Annotated in this window: 19 protein-coding genes, 1 pseudogene and 1 other annotated feature; of the genes and pseudogenes, 19 read left to right on the forward strand and 1 reads right to left on the reverse strand. The window is 47.5% G+C overall.

The genetic code is table 11. The annotated features are described in order from the left end of the window. Positions 1-198: hypothetical protein (locus AVZ68_RS20605; protein WP_218970850.1), on the reverse strand; the 198-nt coding region annotated here is incomplete at its 3' end. Positions 199-478: 280 nt separating this feature from the next. Here AVZ68_RS20605 and AVZ68_RS15120 point away from each other — a divergent pair. The 19 genes and pseudogenes from AVZ68_RS15120 (at position 479) to nusG (ending at position 18,252) form a co-directional block, all read left to right on the forward strand. Then, positions 479-949: a CtsR family transcriptional regulator gene (locus tag AVZ68_RS15120; protein WP_059105409.1), complete on the forward strand. Its 471-nt coding sequence runs from the start codon at positions 479-481 to the stop codon at positions 947-949. Positions 950-972: 23 nt separating this feature from the next. Continuing rightward, complete coding sequence (gene mcsA / locus AVZ68_RS15125) at positions 973-1,503, forward strand: protein-arginine kinase activator protein McsA (RefSeq protein WP_059105410.1); 531 nt, start codon at positions 973-975, stop codon at positions 1,501-1,503. 6 nt (positions 1,504-1,509) lie between these two features. Continuing rightward, the gene (gene mcsB / locus AVZ68_RS15130) at positions 1,510-2,589 is read left to right on the forward strand and encodes a protein-arginine kinase McsB (protein WP_059105411.1); all 1,080 of its coding nucleotides are present in this window, start codon (positions 1,510-1,512) and stop codon (positions 2,587-2,589) included. A 21-nt stretch (positions 2,590-2,610) separates the two neighbouring features. After that, a complete protein-coding gene (gene clpC, locus AVZ68_RS15135) occupies positions 2,611-5,064 on the forward strand; it encodes an ATP-dependent protease ATP-binding subunit ClpC (RefSeq protein WP_059105412.1) in 2,454 nt (817 codons plus the stop codon). 112 nt (positions 5,065-5,176) lie between these two features. Continuing rightward, complete coding sequence (gene radA, locus AVZ68_RS15140; protein WP_059105413.1) at positions 5,177-6,550, forward strand: DNA repair protein RadA; 1,374 nt, start codon at positions 5,177-5,179, stop codon at positions 6,548-6,550. Positions 6,551-6,555: 5 nt separating this feature from the next. After that, a complete protein-coding gene (gene disA / locus AVZ68_RS15145; protein WP_059105414.1) occupies positions 6,556-7,629 on the forward strand; it encodes a DNA integrity scanning diadenylate cyclase DisA in 1,074 nt (357 codons plus the stop codon). 151 nt (positions 7,630-7,780) lie between these two features. Then, positions 7,781-8,884: a PIN/TRAM domain-containing protein gene (locus tag AVZ68_RS15150; protein WP_059105415.1), complete on the forward strand. Its 1,104-nt coding sequence runs from the start codon at positions 7,781-7,783 to the stop codon at positions 8,882-8,884. Between the two features lie 386 nt (positions 8,885-9,270). After that, positions 9,271-9,951 (forward strand): 2-C-methyl-D-erythritol 4-phosphate cytidylyltransferase, encoded by a 681-nt coding sequence (gene ispD / locus AVZ68_RS15155; protein ID WP_059105416.1) that lies wholly within the window; start codon positions 9,271-9,273, stop codon positions 9,949-9,951. Positions 9,952-9,957: 6 nt separating this feature from the next. Continuing rightward, positions 9,958-10,437, forward strand: coding sequence for a 2-C-methyl-D-erythritol 2,4-cyclodiphosphate synthase (ispF, locus tag AVZ68_RS15160; protein WP_157404682.1), 480 nt, complete (start codon positions 9,958-9,960; stop codon positions 10,435-10,437). Positions 10,438-10,509: 72 nt separating this feature from the next. Then, positions 10,510-11,973 carry a glutamate--tRNA ligase gene (gene gltX / locus AVZ68_RS15165; RefSeq protein ID WP_059105417.1) on the forward strand — a complete coding sequence of 488 codons (1,464 nt, stop codon included), beginning with the start codon at positions 10,510-10,512 and terminating at the stop codon, positions 11,971-11,973. Between the two features lie 2 nt (positions 11,974-11,975). Further along, positions 11,976-12,202: a binding site (T-box leader), on the forward strand. 102 nt (positions 12,203-12,304) lie between these two features. Then, complete coding sequence (gene cysE / locus AVZ68_RS15170; RefSeq protein ID WP_059105480.1) at positions 12,305-12,961, forward strand: serine O-acetyltransferase; 657 nt, start codon at positions 12,305-12,307, stop codon at positions 12,959-12,961. A gap of 61 nt (positions 12,962-13,022) precedes the next feature. Next, positions 13,023-14,417, forward strand: a complete 1,395-nt coding sequence (gene cysS / locus AVZ68_RS15175; RefSeq protein WP_059105418.1) for a cysteine--tRNA ligase — start codon at positions 13,023-13,025, stop codon at positions 14,415-14,417. A 1-nt stretch (position 14,418) separates the two neighbouring features. Beyond that, positions 14,419-14,850: a Mini-ribonuclease 3 gene (locus AVZ68_RS15180; RefSeq protein ID WP_059105419.1), complete on the forward strand. Its 432-nt coding sequence runs from the start codon at positions 14,419-14,421 to the stop codon at positions 14,848-14,850. Then, positions 14,840-15,598, forward strand: a complete 759-nt coding sequence (rlmB, locus tag AVZ68_RS15185; protein WP_059105420.1) for a 23S rRNA (guanosine(2251)-2'-O)-methyltransferase RlmB — start codon at positions 14,840-14,842, stop codon at positions 15,596-15,598. The genes AVZ68_RS15180 and rlmB overlap by 11 nt, the downstream gene beginning before the upstream one ends. Positions 15,599-15,600: 2 nt before the next feature. Beyond that, positions 15,601-16,113 (forward strand): NYN domain-containing protein, encoded by a 513-nt coding sequence (locus AVZ68_RS15190; RefSeq protein WP_059105421.1) that lies wholly within the window; start codon positions 15,601-15,603, stop codon positions 16,111-16,113. Positions 16,114-16,230: 117 nt separating this feature from the next. Next, the gene (sigH, locus tag AVZ68_RS15195) at positions 16,231-16,863 is read left to right on the forward strand and encodes an RNA polymerase sporulation sigma factor SigH (protein WP_059105481.1); all 633 of its coding nucleotides are present in this window, start codon (positions 16,231-16,233) and stop codon (positions 16,861-16,863) included. A 355-nt stretch (positions 16,864-17,218) separates the two neighbouring features. Then, positions 17,219-17,335: pseudogene (gene rpmG / locus AVZ68_RS19935) on the forward strand (50S ribosomal protein L33); the annotation flags it as partial. 131 nt (positions 17,336-17,466) lie between these two features. After that, a complete protein-coding gene (secE, locus tag AVZ68_RS15200; RefSeq protein ID WP_059105422.1) occupies positions 17,467-17,658 on the forward strand; it encodes a preprotein translocase subunit SecE in 192 nt (63 codons plus the stop codon). A gap of 57 nt (positions 17,659-17,715) precedes the next feature. Then, entirely contained in the window at positions 17,716-18,252 is a 537-nt protein-coding gene (gene nusG / locus AVZ68_RS15205) for a transcription termination/antitermination protein NusG (protein WP_059105423.1), read from the forward strand. The last annotated feature ends 31 nt before the right edge of the window (positions 18,253-18,283 follow it).

Below are 18,283 nucleotides of genomic sequence, written 5' to 3' on the forward strand. Positions count from 1 at the left end.
TTCCCCCTGCGAGAGTAGAACGTTGCCGGGCAGTAGAAAAGCGCAGGCGAGTCGAACAGAAGCGCGAATGTTGGAGACCTGATAAACGAAATTCCGGTCTTGGATTTCGTTATCGGGGCGAAAAATCTCGACGCTTCTACCCGCCGCAGCTAGACAATACCTCACCTTTATAGGTGGGGTTTTTTGTAATTCATTCACGCCCTTGCCTCATCAAGGCTTGTCATACATAGACACATTTTTCTTCCGCAACAGGTACAACAAGGATAGACAAAAGCAGCCGATCCTCATTTGAACTTACGCGTATATCTTCCTAGAAAGCCGCAGCAACACCTTCAATGAGGTCTATTAAAAATGAATCCGGGTCATAATTAGAGAAGAGAGTGTTGTTAGTTGAACATTTCCTTAAAAGTGGGTATAATAAAATTGAATTTAGTCAAAGATAGTCAAAGTCAGTTGCAGCAAGAAGGAGGTGGGCTAGGTGCGAAATATAACGGATCTCATTGAACAGTATTTGAAAACAACACTGACGCGGAGTGGCAAAGAGTTGCTCGAGATAAAGCGAAGTGAGCTTGCAAAACAGTTTCAATGTGTCCCCTCACAAATTAATTATGTCATTAGTACGCGATTTACACTCGAAAAAGGCTATATCGTTGAAAGCAAACGAGGCGGAGGTGGCTATATTCGGATCATGAAAGTCGAATCCCATGATGATGTAACGCTTTTTGAACAAATGTCCCATCTTGTCGGTTTAAAAATTGACCAGCAGACAGCAGAAAACATTGTTATTCGACTGTTTGAAGAGCAGGCCATTACCAAAAGAGAAGCAAATTTGATGATCAGTGCTCTAGATCGGTCCCATTTTAAAGCGACGGTCCCCCATCGAGATGAAATTCGTGCAAACTTGCTAAAAGCGATGCTCCAGACGCTTAAGTATAAAGAGAATCGGTAATAGAGGGAGTGAGGTGAATCGTCATGTTGTGTAAAGAGTGCCAAAAGCGGCAAGCAACGCTCCATTTCACTAAAATCATTAATGGAGAGAAAACGGAAATGCATGTGTGCGAGCAATGTGCACGAAGTAAAGGCGAATCGATTCCCGGTTCAGATAGTTTCTCCATTCATCATCTATTCTCCGGATTGTTTAATTTGGAGGCAAATGAGCCTTCGGAAGGAAGGAAACAACAGAAGGAAAAAGAATGTCAAAAATGCGGAATGACGTATGAAAAGTTTCAAAGAGTAGGTCGCTTTGGGTGTGCAGAGTGTTATACCACCTTTGGAAATAAACTTGACCCGATTTTCAGACGAGTGCATGCAGGGAACGACACGCATTACGGAAAAATCCCAAAGAGAATTGGCAAAACCATTCAAGTTGAAAAAGAAATTCAGAAGCTTCGTGATCAGCTAAAGATCCATGTGGAACGTGAGGAATTTGAGGATGCTGCGGAGCTGAGGGATCAAATTAAAGAGTTAAAGAATCCACCTGAGCAGGCTGGAGAGGAGGAGTGAGCCCCTTTGAGTTCAGACCGGTTTTTGCAAGACGCGATTAGTCCCTGGATGAAAAAGGACGGGGAGAATTCGGATATCGTGCTAAGTAGCCGAATAAGATTAGCGAGGAACCTTAAAGACTATACGTTTCCGCTACTAGCGTCTACAGAAGAGTCTTACGCTGTGGCTAACTATGTGAGTGAAGTCCTGCAAACGGATGATCACAGCGTGTTCGGGGCTATAGAGCATCTGAAGATGGATGAAATGAAGACCAACGACAAGCGCATTCTGGTGGAGAAGCATCTTATTAGTCCCCACTTAGCGGAGCGCTCGAAGTATGGAACAGTGTTGCTGAGCGAAGATGAATCCATGAGCATTATGATTAACGAAGAAGACCATCTCCGCATCCAATGCTTGTTTCCAGGATTTGAGTTAGAGCAGGCGTTGCACGCCGCCAGTTCCGTCGATGATTGGATTGAAGAACATGTCACCTATGCGTTTGACGAAAAACACGGATACTTAACAAGCTGTCCAACAAACGTAGGGACGGGGATTCGTGCCTCTGTGATGATGCACTTGCCAGCGCTAGCCATCACCAAACAGTTAGGAAGAATTTTGCCAGCAATTAATCAATTAGGGCTTGTTGTTAGAGGAATTTATGGGGAAGGCAGCGAAGCTTTAGGAAACCTGTTTCAAATCTCGAATCAAATGACGCTTGGAAAGTCGGAACAAGACATTGTCAATGATCTCCAGGATGTCGCAGGTCAGCTGATTCGTCAAGAACGTGGAGCAAGGGAAGCGCTGATGGAAAATTCCAGTTTGAAGCTTGAGGATAGGGTGAAACGATCGTACGGCATATTGGCGTATAGCCGCATTATCGAATCGAAGGAAGCGACACGCCGGCTCTCAGATGTTAGGCTTGGGATTGATCTTGGGTTTATTGAGAATGTCTCCGGAAAGATTCTCAATGAGCTGACCATCTTAACGCAGCCTGGGTTCCTGCAGCACTATGCCAATTCTGTTCTTACCCCTGAGCAAAGAGACGAACGAAGGGCCACCTTAATTCGAGAACGGCTTAACATGGAAGAAGAAAAACCAGCAGACTGATTACTATGGAGGTGGGCAAACATGATGTTTGGACGTTTTACAGAAAGAGCGCAGAAGGTACTTGCCCTTTCACAGGAAGAAGCCATTCGATTAAGCCATCATAATATTGGCACAGAGCATATTCTCCTTGGTCTTATTCGTGAAGGAGAAGGGATTGCGGCCAAAGCGCTGCAACAGTTAGGGCTTGGTTCGGAGAAGTTACAGAAGGAAGTAGAGGCTCTTGTAGGCAAGGGTCAAGAGGGAAAAAAAAGCATACATTCAACCCCACACTATACGCCGCGTGCCAAGAAAGTGATCGAACTTTCTATGGACGAAGCGCGTAAACTCGGTCATTCCTATGTCGGCACAGAGCATATTCTTCTAGGCCTTATAAGAGAGGGAGAAGGCGTAGCCGCTCGTGTCTTGAATAATCTAGGGGTTAGCTTAAATAAAGCGCGTCAGCAAGTGCTTCAACTGCTTGGGAGCAACGAAGGCGGGAGTTCCTCACAGTCGAGTGGTTCGATGTCCAATGCGAATACGCCAACGCTTGATAGCTTGGCTCGAGATTTAACCGCTATTGCTCGAGAGGAAACGCTTGATCCAGTCATTGGCCGTAGCAAAGAAATTGAGCGCGTCATTCAGATTTTAAGCAGAAGAACGAAGAACAACCCTGTGCTCATTGGGGAGCCCGGTGTTGGGAAAACGGCGATTGCTGAAGGGCTTGCACAGTCGATCATCGCGAATGAGGTCCCAGAGACGCTTCGCAACAAGCGCGTCATGACCCTTGATATGGGAACGGTTGTAGCAGGGACGAAATACCGTGGGGAATTTGAGGATCGCTTGAAAAAGGTGATGGATGAAATTCGCCAAGCGGGCAACGTCATTCTCTTTATTGATGAGCTTCATACACTGATCGGCGCAGGCGGTGCAGAAGGCGCAATTGATGCTTCAAACATTTTGAAACCTTCCCTTGCTCGTGGAGAGCTTCAGTGCATTGGAGCAACAACATTGGATGAGTACCGCAAATATATTGAGAAAGATGCCGCTTTGGAACGTCGTTTCCAACCCATTCAAGTCGATGAGCCAACGCTTGAAGAGTCCATGCTGATTTTAAAAGGGTTGCGTGATCGCTACGAAGCGCATCACCGTGTGACCATTACCGATGAGGCGATTGAAGAATCGGTCAAACTATCGGATCGGTACATTTCTGATCGGTTCCTTCCTGATAAGGCGATTGATCTTATTGATGAAGCTGCTTCAAAAGTGCGTTTGCGTTCGTATACGGCTCCGCCAAATCTGAAAGAGCTGGAGTCGAGACTAGAGGAAACGCGCAAAGAAAAAGACGCATCTGTGCAAAGTCAGGAGTTTGAAAAAGCAGCTTCGCTTAGAGATTCAGAGCAGCGCCTACGTGAAGAGCTTGAAGAAATGAAGAACGAGTGGAAGAAAAAGCAGGGCCAAGAAAACACCGAGGTCGTCGTTGAAGATATTGCTCAAGTCGTCGCGCTCTGGACAGGAATACCCGTTTCTAAACTAGCAGAGGAGGAGACGGAGCGTCTTTTGCGGATGGAATCTATTCTTCATGAACGCGTGGTCGGTCAGGAGGAAGCCGTTAAATCGATTTCCAAAGCCGTACGCCGCGCGCGTGCTGGGTTGAAAGATCCTAAACGCCCGATTGGTTCGTTTATCTTCTTAGGTCCAACCGGTGTAGGGAAGACGGAGCTTGCTCGCGCTGTTGCTGAGACATTGTTTGGGGATGAGGATTCCGTTATTCGCATTGACATGTCCGAGTACATGGAGAAACATGCGACGAGCCGCCTCGTGGGTTCCCCTCCAGGTTATGTGGGGCATGAAGAGGGCGGACAGTTAACGGAGAAAATTCGCCGTAAACCGTATTCGGTGATTCTATTTGATGAAATTGAAAAGGCTCACCCTGATGTGTTCAACTTACTGTTGCAAGTATTGGAAGACGGTCACTTGACCGATTCGAAGGGGAGAACCGTCGATTTCCGCAACACTGCTGTAATTATGACGTCCAATGTTGGTGCTTCCCAGCTTCGTCGCAACAAGTACCTTGGGTTTACGATTGAATCGGAAGACCAGGAGTACAAAGACATGAAAGATCGTGTGATGTCAGAGCTGAAAAATAGCTTCCGTCCGGAGTTTTTAAACCGCATTGACGAAATTGTAGTCTTCCACGCGCTTGAGAAAAAACATGTGCGGGAAATTATTACCATGATGGCAGATCAGCTTAAGGCAAGGTTATCAGAACAAGGCATTGAATTTGAGTTGACCGAGGAAGCGAAGGATAAGATCACCGATATTGGGTATGACCCTGAGTACGGGGCGCGTCCTCTCCGTCGCGCCTTGCAAAAAGAGGTCGAGGACCGTTTGTCAGAGGAACTCTTAGCTGGAACCATTGTCAAAGGACAAAAAGCAGTAATTTATTTGGAAGATGGAGAGCTTGCCGTTCAAGCAAAAGAGAACGCAAAAGTGTAGAAACAAAAACCGGGGGATTTACATAATCCGCCGGTTTTTTCTAAAAGTGATTTCAAGCGCGGGTTCCTCTTTTTTGATACACTAGAAATAGAAATACGTAGAGGAGAAAGGCATGTCGAAACATAAGTCGAAATTTGTCTGTCAAGAGTGTGGGTATGAATCAGCGAAGTGGATGGGGAAATGTCCTGGCTGCCAAAGCTGGAATACGATGGTCGAAGAATTGCAGCAAAAGACGGCGCAGAAAAGCCGAAGCTTTGTCACTTCTGGAGAAACGGTCTCGAAGCCGCAAGCGATCACGTCCATTGTCAGTGAGCAGGAGCCCCGCATAAGCACGACGATGCCAGAATTGAATCGTGTGCTGGGTGGCGGTATTGTACCTGGATCGCTTGTCCTTGTAGGGGGCGACCCTGGAATTGGGAAGTCAACGCTACTTTTGCAGCTTTCGGCAAAACTAGCGAAGACGAAAGAGCGTGTCCTTTACATTTCTGGTGAGGAATCCGTGAAGCAAACCAAGCTAAGGGCGGACCGTCTTGAGCTAGCCTCCGAAGATTTGTATGTACTTGCAGAGACGGACGTCGCATTGATTGAGCGCGCCATAGACGAGGTAAGCCCTACGCTGGTCGTCATCGACTCGATCCAAACCGTGTACCAAGAAGAGATCACATCTGCTCCAGGCAGCGTTGCGCAAGTTCGAGAGTGTACATCGCTTTTCATGAGACTTGCGAAAACACGTGGGATGGCTATTTTCATTGTTGGGCATGTGACAAAGCAAGGTTCGATAGCGGGACCGAAAATGCTTGAGCATATGGTGGATTCCGTGCTTTATTTTGAAGGGGAGCGCCATCATACGTACCGGATCTTGCGAGCTGTTAAAAACCGTTTTGGTTCAACCAACGAAATGGGGATCTTTGAAATGAAGGAGCTCGGGCTTGAAGAGGTGTTGAACCCTTCGGAAATCTTCTTGGAAGAACGTTCGCAGGGAGCGTCAGGGTCTGTGGTGGTAGCGTCGATGGAAGGGACGCGGCCTGTTCTTGTGGAGCTTCAAGCGTTGATTTCTCCCATGGGTTTTGGAAATCCTAGACGAATGGCAACTGGGCTTGACCACAACCGTGTGTCGCTTCTAATGGCTGTGCTTGAGAAGCGCGTCGGCATGCTTCTGCAAAATCAGGACGCGTACCTTAAAGTGGCAGGCGGAGTGAAGCTCGATGAACCAGCGATTGACTTGGCGATCGCGCTGAGCATTGCTTCGAGCTTTCGCAATCAGCCAACCGAAGCGATGGACGTTGCCATTGGAGAAGTCGGGTTGACAGGAGAGATTAGACGTGTCTCTCGAATCGACCAGCGCGTGAATGAAGCGGTGAAGCTCGGGTTTAAACGAGTTATCATTCCAGAAAAGAACATTGGCGGGTGGCGAGTGCCAGAAGGGATAGAAGTCATTGGGGTACCGACTTTGGAAAGGGCCCTAGAGGTTGTTTTAGGGAGGTAGAGACGATGGAAGAACGGAATCGAGGCATGTTTGTTCAACAGTTATTAACGCTCATAGCCCCGGGCACCCCGCTTCGTGCCGGGATTGATAACGTCCTTCGAGCAAACACCGGGGGGCTCATTGTTCTTGGCTACAACAATGAAATGATGAACATTGTAGACGGCGGATTTTTTATCAATAGTGATTTCTCGCCCGCCTATCTATATGAACTGGCGAAGATGGACGGGGCCATTATTTTAAGCGAAGATGGAAAGAGAATCTTATATGCCAACACGCAGCTTGTGCCAAATAACGGGATCGAATCGAGTGAGACGGGGATTCGTCACCGCTCAGCTGAACGCGTCGCGAAACAGACGGGAAACCTGACGATATCAATTTCCCAACGTCGAAACGTTATAACGCTGTATCAAGGGGAATATAGGTATTCCTTAAAGGATATTGGCGTCATTCTAACGAAAGCCAATCAAGCCATTCAAACGCTTGAAAAATATAAGTCCGTACTTGATCAAGGGATTACGAATTTAGGTGCGCTTGAATTTGAACAGCTCGTTACATTCGGGGACGTCGTGCAAGTCATTCATCGTGTGCAAATGGTTCTCAGAATTAAGCGCGAAATTCAGAATTACATTCACGAGCTTGGCAACGAAGGCCGACTGATTACGATGCAGCTAAAGGAGCTTGTCACCAACACCGAAAAGGAGGCTCTTTATTTACTACGTGACTACGTGAAAGATCGGTCTCAGGATGTTTCCAAGACATTAGATGAGCTAACGGCATTGCAAACCGAAGATCTCCTTGATGAACAAGCGATTGTGAAGGCGCTCGGGTATGGACGAAGCACGAATCTTCAGGAACAATCCCTTTCGCCACGAGGGTACCGTGTCTTAAACCGAATTCCCCGCTTGCCAGCACAGGTCATTGAAAATTTAATTGATGAGTATGGACATCTTTCAAGTATGATGGTCGCGACCATTGAGCAGCTGGATGAAGTAGAAGGTATCGGCGAGGCACGTGCCAAGATGATTAAAGATGGACTCAATCGCATCCAAGAGCAATTGTTTGTCGATCGTCATATTTAGTTTTTTGCCACCTAAGAGGGTTCTCCCTCTTACTAGGAAACTGTTTCAGAAAGTTCGGTCATTATAAACGTATTTTTTATAGGAAATTCAGTTTGCTAGGTTTGAGAGTTGCGATCTTGTCTATAATACCTAAAAGGAGGTGGATGTGTGAATGCTTAAGTGGATTGTTCGTTTGTTTTTCATTTTGGCTGGTGTGACCCTTGGTTCCGTTTATATCCCAGATTTATTTGAGGCGATTTCGTTGGATGTCCCTCAATGGATGATGAGTGCTTATTTTGGAGGCACGGTTGGGGCACTCGTACTGTATGGCGTTTCCGTTTGGTTATCAGACCTTATTGTTAATTCATTTCGATATATAGAGGAAACGGTGGTAAAAGCTCCTGTCGCAGATGTCTTTTCTGGGTCTATGGGGTTGATTGTCGGTTTGGTTGCTGGCTACTTGCTGGGTAGCCCGCTGAGTGGTCTGCAGATCCCTGTTGTGAACAATATCCTTCCTGTTTTTATTACGATACTCGTTGGATACCTCGGTTTCCAAGTAGGGTTTAAAAAGAGGGATGAATTAATGCAGCTATTCATGTCTGTTCGAAATAGCTCAAGGGATACAAAAGAGAAAAAGAAAGAGGAAACGGAGTCAATAGAGGAAAAAGGGGATCTAAAGATACTCGATACAAGTGTGATTATTGATGGACGAATTGCTGATGTTTGTCAAACCGGGTTTCTAGAAGGAACGCTTGTCATTCCGGGCTTTGTGCTAGAAGAGCTTCAGCATATTGCAGATTCCTCAGATGCCCTTAAGCGCAACCGCGGACGAAGGGGTCTAGATATTTTAAATAAGATTCAAAAAGAATTGCCGATTCATGTGGAAATTTACGATGGGGATTTCGAAGAGATTCAGGAAGTCGACTCGAAGCTCGTGAAGCTAGCGAAATTAACTTCCGGGATGGTGGTCACCAACGATTTTAACCTGAACAAGGTTTGTGACCTTCAAGGTGTTCAAGTACTAAACATCAATGACCTTGCGAACGCCGTCAAACCCGTTGTTCTACCAGGGGAGAACTTAAATGTTCAAGTCATTAAGGACGGGAAGGAACATCATCAAGGCGTCGCCTATTTGGATGATGGCACCATGATCGTTGTAGAAGGCGGCAGGGAATACATCAATAAGCATATTGATGTGATTGTCACTAGTGTTTTGCAAACAAGCGCCGGACGTATGATCTTTGCCAAGCCCAAGTCCTTAGAAAAAGCCCAGTGACAAAAAAAGCGGAGGCGGGTTGGACAGGAGCGAGGATTTTGGAAGGCCTGACAAGAAATCCTGGTTTTGGATTTCGCGTCAGGACTGAAAAATCCCGAGCTTCTACCCGCCGCAGCTAGACAAAGAAAAGCGGAGGCGCCCTGCACACGAGCGACAAGTTCTGGAGCGACGGCAGGATCAAGCCCGGTCTTGGCTTGATCTAGCGGCGTGAAGAAACCTCGAGCGAGTGGGGGCGGGCGGGATTTTCTAAAGGTATACAGCTAGTGAACAACGTGCTTTTCGTCCAGACGAAAAGCACGTTGTTTTGAATAGAAGGCTACCTATGTGTAACTCCCAAAATCATGCTAAAATAAGAAGCAATGAAGAGCAGGATAAGGGGAGTACATATGAATTATAGCGTCATTGTTTTGGCCGCTGGACAAGGGAAGCGGATGGAGTGCGGATACAATAAGCAACTCATAAAATTAGCGGGAACCCCGCTGATCGTGCATTCGCTGCGAGCGTTTCACGACGACCCGCGCTGTGCGGAGATTGTTCTCGTGGTCAGCGAGCCCGAAAAGCGAGAAATGGAGGCTCTTGTAAAGGAGTACGCCATACAGCGGGTCACGCGTATTGTGATTGGCGGAGTGGAGCGACAGAACAGCGTGTATGCCGGCTTGCAGCAGGTTAGCGCCGCAGAGATCATCCTCATCCATGATGGAGCAAGGCCGTTCGTCCGCAAGCGCGTGGTGCACGCACTTGCGGACGCAGCGAGGGAACACGGGGCGGCGATTGCCGCGGTACAAGTGAAAGACACGGTCAAAGAAGTAGAGCAAATGACTATTCAAAAGACGGTTGATCGCTCAAAGTTATGGGCGGCACAAACCCCACAGGCTTTCCAAAAGGATCTTATCTGTAAGGCGCATGAGGAAGCGGCTAGCGAAAAGATCATAGGAACGGATGATGCAAGTCTGGTAGAGCGCCAGGGGAAGCTTGTGGCCATTGTGCAGAGCGATTACACCAATATTAAATTAACCACGCAGGAAGATGTTTTATTTGCGGAAGCGATTTTACAACAAAGGAGTTAAGAGACTATGATTCGGATTGGACAAGGATTTGATGTACATCGACTCGTGGAGGGGAGGCCGCTGATTCTAGGTGGAGTGACGATTCCCTATGAAAAGGGGTTGCTAGGCCACTCGGATGCGGATGTGCTGCTTCATACGATTACAGATGCAGCGCTTGGCGCCATAGGGGCGGGTGATCTTGGCAAGCATTTTCCTGACACGGACGAAGCGTTTAAGGACGCAGACTCTAAGGACCTCTTGCGTCAAGCCTGGTCACTTGTGAAAGAAGCAGGGTATAAAATTGGCAATGTGGACTGCACAGTGATGGCAGAAATGCCAAAGATGGCTCCGTACATCGGAGAGATGCGCACACAAGTTGCCGAACTGCTGGAGACTGATGCAGCAAATGTAGGGGTAAAGGCGACAACAACAGAAAAGCTAGGGTTTACAGGCCGCGGTGAAGGAATTGCGGCCCAGGCAGTGCTTCTTCTTGTGAAGGCAGAGTAGCCTTTTTGTAGTTCTTGTGGTTTAATGCTAGAATAGATGAAGAAATTGAGGACGACGGGAGTGTATAGCAGGATGGCAAACGATGTACGCGTACGTTTTGCTCCGAGCCCAACCGGTCATTTGCATATAGGTGGCGCTCGCTCAGCACTGTTTAACTATTTGCTTGCCAAAAATACTGGAGGCACCTTTGTACTCCGGATTGAAGATACCGACCAGGCACGAAATGTGGAGACAGCGACAGAGAAACTGATGGAGAGTCTGAAGTGGCTTGGCCTCGAGTGGGATGAAAGTGTAGATACCGAGGGAGAATTCGGCCCGTATCGTTCGATGGAACGGATTGATATTTACAAGAAATACGTTGATCAGCTTTTAGAAGAGAAGAAGGCCTATTACTGTTACATGACGGAAGAAGAGCTAGAGGCGGAGCGAGAAGCACAGAAAGTACGGGGCGAGATGCCGAAGTACAGCGGGCGTGACCGCGATCTAACGGAAAAAGAGAGAGCGGCTTATGAAGCGAAGGGCATCGAGCCTGTGATTCGCTTCCGGGTCCCAGAAGGGCAGACCGTGACATTTGCCGATGCTGTTCGTGAAGAGGTTTCCTTTGAAACGGAGGGAATCGGTGATTTCGTCATTGCCCGGAAAGATGGCGTGCCGATGTACAACTTTGCCGTCGTTATCGATGACCATCTGATGAAAATCTCCCATGTGATCCGGGGGGAAGAGCATCTTTCCAATACGCCTAGGCAAGTGCTTTTATTTGAAGCATTTGGGTGGGAAGTCCCTACATTTGCGCACGCTTCGCTTATTTTGAATGCAGAACGTCAAAAGATGAGCAAGCGGGACGAGTCCATTATCCAATTCGTTGAACAGTATAGAGACCTTGGGTATATGCCAGAGGCGATTGTGAACTTTCTCGCGCTTCTTGGGTGGTCTCCGGTTGGCGAGGAAGAACGATTCTCCCTGCAAGAGCTCAGTGAACAGTTTAGTTTAGAACGTGTCTCCAAAGCACCTGCGGTTTTCGATACGGACAAGCTCGCCTGGATGAATAACCAGTATATGAAACAGGCAGAGTTAGACACTGTCGTCGACCTTGCTCTCCCTCATTTAGTGGCAAGTGGCCGGGTTTCAGAGGAGCTAAACGAAGACCGCCTCGAGTGGGTTCGCCGCCTGATTGGACTGTACCAAGAACAGTTGCACTACGGGGCTGAAATTGTGGAGCTCACGGAATTGTTCTTTAAGCGAGAAATTGAGTATAATGAAGAAGCACTTCAGGTTTTGAATGAAGAACAAGTATCGGAAGTATTAACGCAATTTGACAAAGAGCTTGAAGAGGTGGAGTCGTTCACAGCCGCAGACATCAAAAAAGCGATTAAAGCGACACAGAAGGCGACAGGGCAAAAGGGCAAGAAGCTCTTTATGCCGATTCGAGTGGCTGTAAGTGGCCAAACCCATGGCCCAGAGCTTGGCGATACGATTGAGCTTCTCGGGAAAGCGGTGGTCTCCACACGTCTTCAGGCTGCTGTTCGTCCATCATAAAAGGCAAAGCGTCGAAAGGGAAAAGTAAGATGTCGCGCACCTGCACAGAGAGAGTGGCCCCGGCTGAAAGTCACTTCAGAACGCGCATTTGAACATGCACCCTGGAGTCTTTTCTCGAACGTGTGACTAGTAGAGAGAAGCGGTTGGCTGCGTTAAAAGCCGTTAAAGAGTGTAATGATTGTTATTACATCTGACAGAGTGGAACCGTGCAGTGGAATGCGCCTCTGTACCCGAGTGGGGTGCAGGGGCGTTCTTTTCGTTTAGGAGAAAAAGCGGCCGAATCTTCTTTGTCTATGAAGAGTTTAAAGAGGGGAGGGAAGGGCATATGAGTATTTGGCGCACGCTTATGAACGACGTTGATGTCGTGTTCGATCAAGACCCAGCGGCAAGAAACCGGCTTGAGGTTATTTTTACGTACTCAGGGGTTCATGCCATTTGGAGTCATCGTCTCGCTCACTGGCTCTGGGGGAAAAAGGTCTTTTTTCTGGGTAGGCTTCTGTCACAAATCAGTCGCTTCTTCACGGGCATCGAAATTCATCCGGGCGCTGTGATTGGCCAGCGTGTCTTTATTGACCATGGGATGGGCGTGGTGATTGGAGAGACGTGTGAAATTGGCAACAACGTGACGATTTTTCAAGGGGTCACGCTCGGAGGAACAGGAAAGGAAAAAGGAAAACGTCATCCGACTGTTGAAGACGGAACCCTTATTGCCTCTGGTGCAAAGGTATTAGGCTCTTTCACCATTGGGAAAGAAGCTCGTATCGGTGCAGGTTCCGTCGTCCTTAACGAAGTTCCACCCCATTCGACGGTGGTTGGAATTCCTGGCCGGATAGTTGTCCAGAATGGAGTGAAAGTAGACCGAGCTCACTCGCTCGACCACGATCGGTTGCCAGACCCGGTGGCGGACAAATTGAAAGAGCTTGAAGCTGAATTAGAGAAGCTAAAAACGGAATACGATGAACTGCGAAAAAGCAGCATCATGGACTAGTCTATTGTCTATGATGTAGTAGAGAGCACGAGGCAATCAAAGCGGAAGGGACGAACGAACCATGATCCGGCTGTTTAACAGTTTAACGAAACAAAAAGAAACTTTTGTGCCAATCGAAGAAGGCAAGGTAAGCATGTACTTCTGTGGACCAACGGTATACAACTACATCCATATCGGAAATGCTAGACCACCGATCGTCTATGACATGGTGCGCCGTTACCTGCAGTACAGAGGCTATGAGGTAACGTTTGTGTCCAACTTTACAGACGTGGACGATAAGATCATTCGCGTTGCGGCTGAACTTGGGGAGGGAGTGTTTGATGTCGCCGAGCGCTTTATTGACGCCTACCACTCGGATACAGAAGCGCTTAATGTAAAAGAGGCCGATATCCACCCGCGTGTAACCAACACGATGGAAGAGATCCTCTCGTTTATTCAAAAGCTCGAGGAAAAAGGGTTTGCGTACGCTTCAAGTGGAGATGTCTATTTCCGAACGCGCAAGTTTGACACCTACGGCAAGCTCTCTGGCCAGCCGCTTGATGAGCTTAGAAGCGGAGCCAGAGTGGATGTTGACGAGCGAAAGGAAGACGCTCTTGATTTTGTTCTCTGGAAAGGGGCGAAAGAGGGAGAAATCTCCTGGGAGAGCCCGTGGGGATTAGGGCGACCAGGTTGGCATATTGAATGTTCAGCGATGATCAAAAAAAATCTAGGGGAAACGATTGATATTCATGCAGGAGGAAAAGACTTGACGTTTCCTCATCATGAGAATGAAATTGCTCAATCCGAAGCACTTACCGGAAAAAAACTAGCGAATTATTGGATGCACAACGGCTTTGTTAACATAAACAACGAGAAAATGTCGAAATCCCTCGGAAACTTCTTGCTTGCACGTGACATCGTTCAACAGCATTCGCCAGAAGTTGTGCGGTTCTTCATGCTCACGGCCCATTACCGGACGCCGATCAATTTTAGCGATGAATTGCTTGAAGGGGCGAAGGCTGGGCTTGAGCGACTGCGGACAGCGGTCACTTCTCTAGAGCATCGGTTAAGTGAAACGATCGATCTCGGTGAGGTGGCAGGCTGGGTCGAGCAAAACGCTGAGACGAAGAAGCGTTTCATCGAAGCGATGGACGATGACTTTAACAGCGCGAACGGTATTAGCGTTTTGTTTGATTTGGCGAAGGAAGCGAATCGGTACACGCGCGAAGAGCAAACGTCGAAACAGGTGCTTGAGTCCTTTCTCACCTTGTTCGATGAAATCGCAGGCGTGCTAGGAATTTCGCTTCGTGCAGAAACGGAATTGCTGGATGAAGACATAGACGCACTGATCGAGGAGCGCAATGAAGCACGCAGGCGACGGAATTTTGCACGTGCTGATGAAATTCGCGATGAGTTAAAGGAACAACAGATTATCCTTGAAGATACACCTCAAGGCGTTCGCTGGAAGCGAGGGTGAGATGAAAAAAGCCAACTCAAGTACAGACTGGCGCCAGTTAAACGGTCTTGCACTCGCTTATATGGGGGACGCAGTATTTGAAATGCACGTCCGCTATGAATTGCTCGCTCGTGGGAAAGTTCGACCAAACCGACTGCATAGGGAAGCAACCTCTTTCGTTTCAGCAAAGGCACAGGCAAACATCTTGTACCGCCTTGAAAATGCCGGTCTCTTGAGGGAAGAGGAGCTGGCGGTGGTCCGCCGAGGTCGTAATGCAAAATCTCATACCGTGCCTAAAAACACAGACGTAGCAACCTATCGAAACTCAACAGGCTTTGAAGCACTCTTAGGTTATCTCTATGTCACGGACAAGGAAGAGCGTCTAGATGAGATTCTAGAGGCGGCCATGCAAGGAGCTTTTGAGATTGAAGGAGAGAATCAACATGAAAAATGAGTCGAAGGGTGAAATGATTATTGGAAAAAACCCGGTCATAGAGGCGATTAAATCCGGGCACACGATTCATAAACTATGGATTGCTGACAACTCTGGGAAGGGGCAAATGGGAAAGTTGATTACGCTCGCTAAACAACATGGAGTGATTATACAAAACGCCCCTAAACGAAAGCTGGAGCAGCTTGTTGGTAATGCGAACCATCAGGGAGTCGTGGCTTCCGTTGCCGCCTATGAGTATGCCTCCATCAATGATCTGTTCAGGCGAGCCGAAGAAAAACGAGAGGACCCCTTCTTTCTTGTCCTTGATGAGATTGAGGACCCGCACAATTTAGGTTCCATTATGAGAACGGCGGATGCAATCGGTGCCCATGGCATTATTATTCCCAAACGACGTTCGGTCGGACTCACGCAAACGGTAGCAAAAGCCTCAACCGGAGCGATTGAGTATGTTCCTGTCGTGAGAGTGACGAACCTTGCACGGACGATGGATGAATTAAAAGGGCGGGGCGTTTGGTTTGCTGGAACGGATGCCGAGGCGAGCGATGATTATAGCAAGGCTTCCTTTGATTTACCTCTTGGTTTGGTCATTGGAAGTGAAGGAAAAGGAATGAGCCGGCTAACAAAAGAGAAGTGCGACTTTCTCCTTAGCATCCCGATGCGCGGGAATGTCACCTCGCTGAATGCTTCTGTGGCGGCTAGTCTACTCATGTACGAAGTGTACCGCAAACGCATGAGATCTGGAGAATAGCGATGAAGGATATTTTGCTTGTCGATGGCTACAACATCATAGGTGCATGGCCATCCCTGCAGGCACTTAAGGAGTCAGATTTAAGCCTTGCAAGGGACAAGCTCGTTGACTTAATGGCTGAATATGCAGCGTATACAGGCGAGGAAGTCAAGGTCGTGTTTGATGCGCACATGGTTTCTGGGGTTGGAAAGGCCTACCATCAACACCGGGTCGATGTCATCTATACACGGAAGAAAGAAACGGCTGATGAGCGGATTGAGAAGCTGGTTCATGACTTAAAGCGGATCGACCGTCGCATTCATGTGGCCACATCTGACTTTGCGGAGCAATCCTTGATTTTCGGCAGTGGTGCTTTGCGTAAGTCTGCTCGTGAGCTTTTCATTGACACTGAGCTTGCGACAAAGGGTATCGACAAAATCGTACAAAAAACGCGAAATCGACAGAAATCGACAAAATTACAGCTTACGGATGAAATTGCTGAAACTTTTGAGAGATGGCGTCGAGGGAACAAATAGCAGGTTGACCAGTTAGAAATTTGTGCTATATACTGAAAATAACTTTTCACAACATTAAGTCGAGGCTAACGCGAGGGGTGAAACGTTTTGAGCGCAAAACTATTTGAGGAACCTGTAATCTTCACAGAGAGGCATTTTGCTGAATGGGAGGACGATCTCATCATTCATGAGGTGCACAACGGAAACACGCTGGCCCTGGAACATCTGATTTCGAAGTACAAGAGTTTTGTTCGCGCAAAAGCGCGGTCGTATTTTCTCATTGGAGCTGACCACGAAGACATCGTGCAAGAAGGAATGATTGGGCTCTATAAAGCTGTCCGGGACTTCAAAGGGGACAAGCTGTCGTCCTTTAAGGCATTTGCTGAGCTATGTATTACCCGTCAAATTATTACGGCCATTAAAACGGCTACGCGCCAAAAGCATATCCCTCTCAATTCATATGTATCCTTGGACAAGCCTCTTTATGACGAGGAGTCAGAGAGGACGCTTCTAGATGTGATTTGCGGAAACCGTGTCACGGATCCGGAGGAACTGCTCATCAACCAAGAGGAGTTCGCTTTCATCGAAGGGAAAATGAGTGAAATCTTAAGTGAGCTGGAACGACAAGTTCTCACGCTTTACTTAGATGGTCGGACGTACCAGGAGATTTCCGTGGACCTAGACCGGCATGTGAAATCGATTGATAACGCTCTCCAACGGGTAAAGCGTAAGCTGGAGCGTTATGTAGAACTGAAAAGTGTTGTCTTATAAGGGGGAGATGGTGCCTGATCGGGTGCCGTCTTTTTTTGAAGAGGACTCGAGGTGTGTAAAATATAAGGCATTGCTGTTACCGGATCTCCAAAATCCTCGCTCCTGCCCAACCCGCCCCCGCTTTTCTGTGTGTCTAGCTGCGGCGGGTAGGAGCTTCGGGATTTTTCGCTCCGCTAGCGAAATCCAAGATCGGGATTTCTTTTATCGGGTCTCCAAAATCCTCGCTCCTGTTCGACCCGCCTCCGCCTTTCTGTGTCATTGACACTTTTTTTGTGCTGTGCTAGAGTCAAAGAGTATGTGCTATAGTAGCGGGGTGCCGTGTTGAACAAGAAATGCAGTACGGGCTTGCGATGTTTGTAAGTCTTGTAATTATGCAATGCCTAAACAAAATCAATGCGATGTGAGCCGCCTAGAGGTGAAGAAGTTTTGCAAACGATGTACCGCTCATACGATTCATCTCGAAACGATTTAGTTGAACTAAAGAGCGGTTCTTTTTTTATTGGTGCGATTTAATGATACGGCTATTCATTCGATAGACGCTAGCCTTATGAAAGGCGTCTATCTTGTCTATAATGTGTAGTGCTGGAGGTGTACGGAAACATCATGGCTAGCGAGAAAAAAGGACCTGTAACGTTCTTGAAAAGTGTTGGACAAGAAATGAAACGTGTGACTTGGCCGACGCAAAAGGAACTGACAAGGTATACACTTGTAGTACTGGCCACGCTTGCTTTTATGGTCGCTTTCTTTTATGTTGTGGACCTTGGTATTTCAGAACTTGTCCAGCTTCTACTTTAATAGTGAACAGCATAAGTAGCAGCGAAAAAGGAGGGAAGGACTCAACCGTCCTGAACAATGGAGAAAAATTGGTTTGTAGTGCACACATATTCTGGCTACGAGAACAAGGTGAAAACCAATCTTGAAAAACGAGTAGAGTCGATGGAAATGACGGACAACATTTTTCGAGTACTTGTTCCGGTGGAAGAAGAAACAGAAACAAAGAATGGAAAAACGAAGCAAGTGACACGCAAGGTGTTCCCAGGCTATGTGTTAGTGGAAATGGTCATGACGGATGATTCCTGGTACGTGGTTCGTAATACGCCGGGGGTCACAGGGTTTGTCGGATCAGCAGGAGCTGGATCCAAGCCAACCGCGCTTATGCCAGATGAAGTGGACAATATCCTCAGGCAAATGGGTGAAAATGAGCTTCATACAGAGGTCGACTTTGACATAAAAGAATCAGTGAAGGTGAAAACGGGGCCATTTGCAGATTTTGTTGGCACGATTGAAGAAATTCAAGTGGAGAAGAAAAAGTTAAAAGTCCATGTTAATATGTTCGGTCGTGAAACGCCGATTGAACTAGAGTTTAATCAGGTCGAAAAGATTTCTTAAAAACAGCTTGATCTTTGGGCTTTTTGGTGAT

Origin of the sequence: Shouchella shacheensis, assembly GCF_001484965.1 — a bacterium.
GTDB classification, from domain to species: Bacteria; Bacillota; Bacilli; order Bacillales; family Bacillaceae_D; genus Shouchella; species Shouchella shacheensis.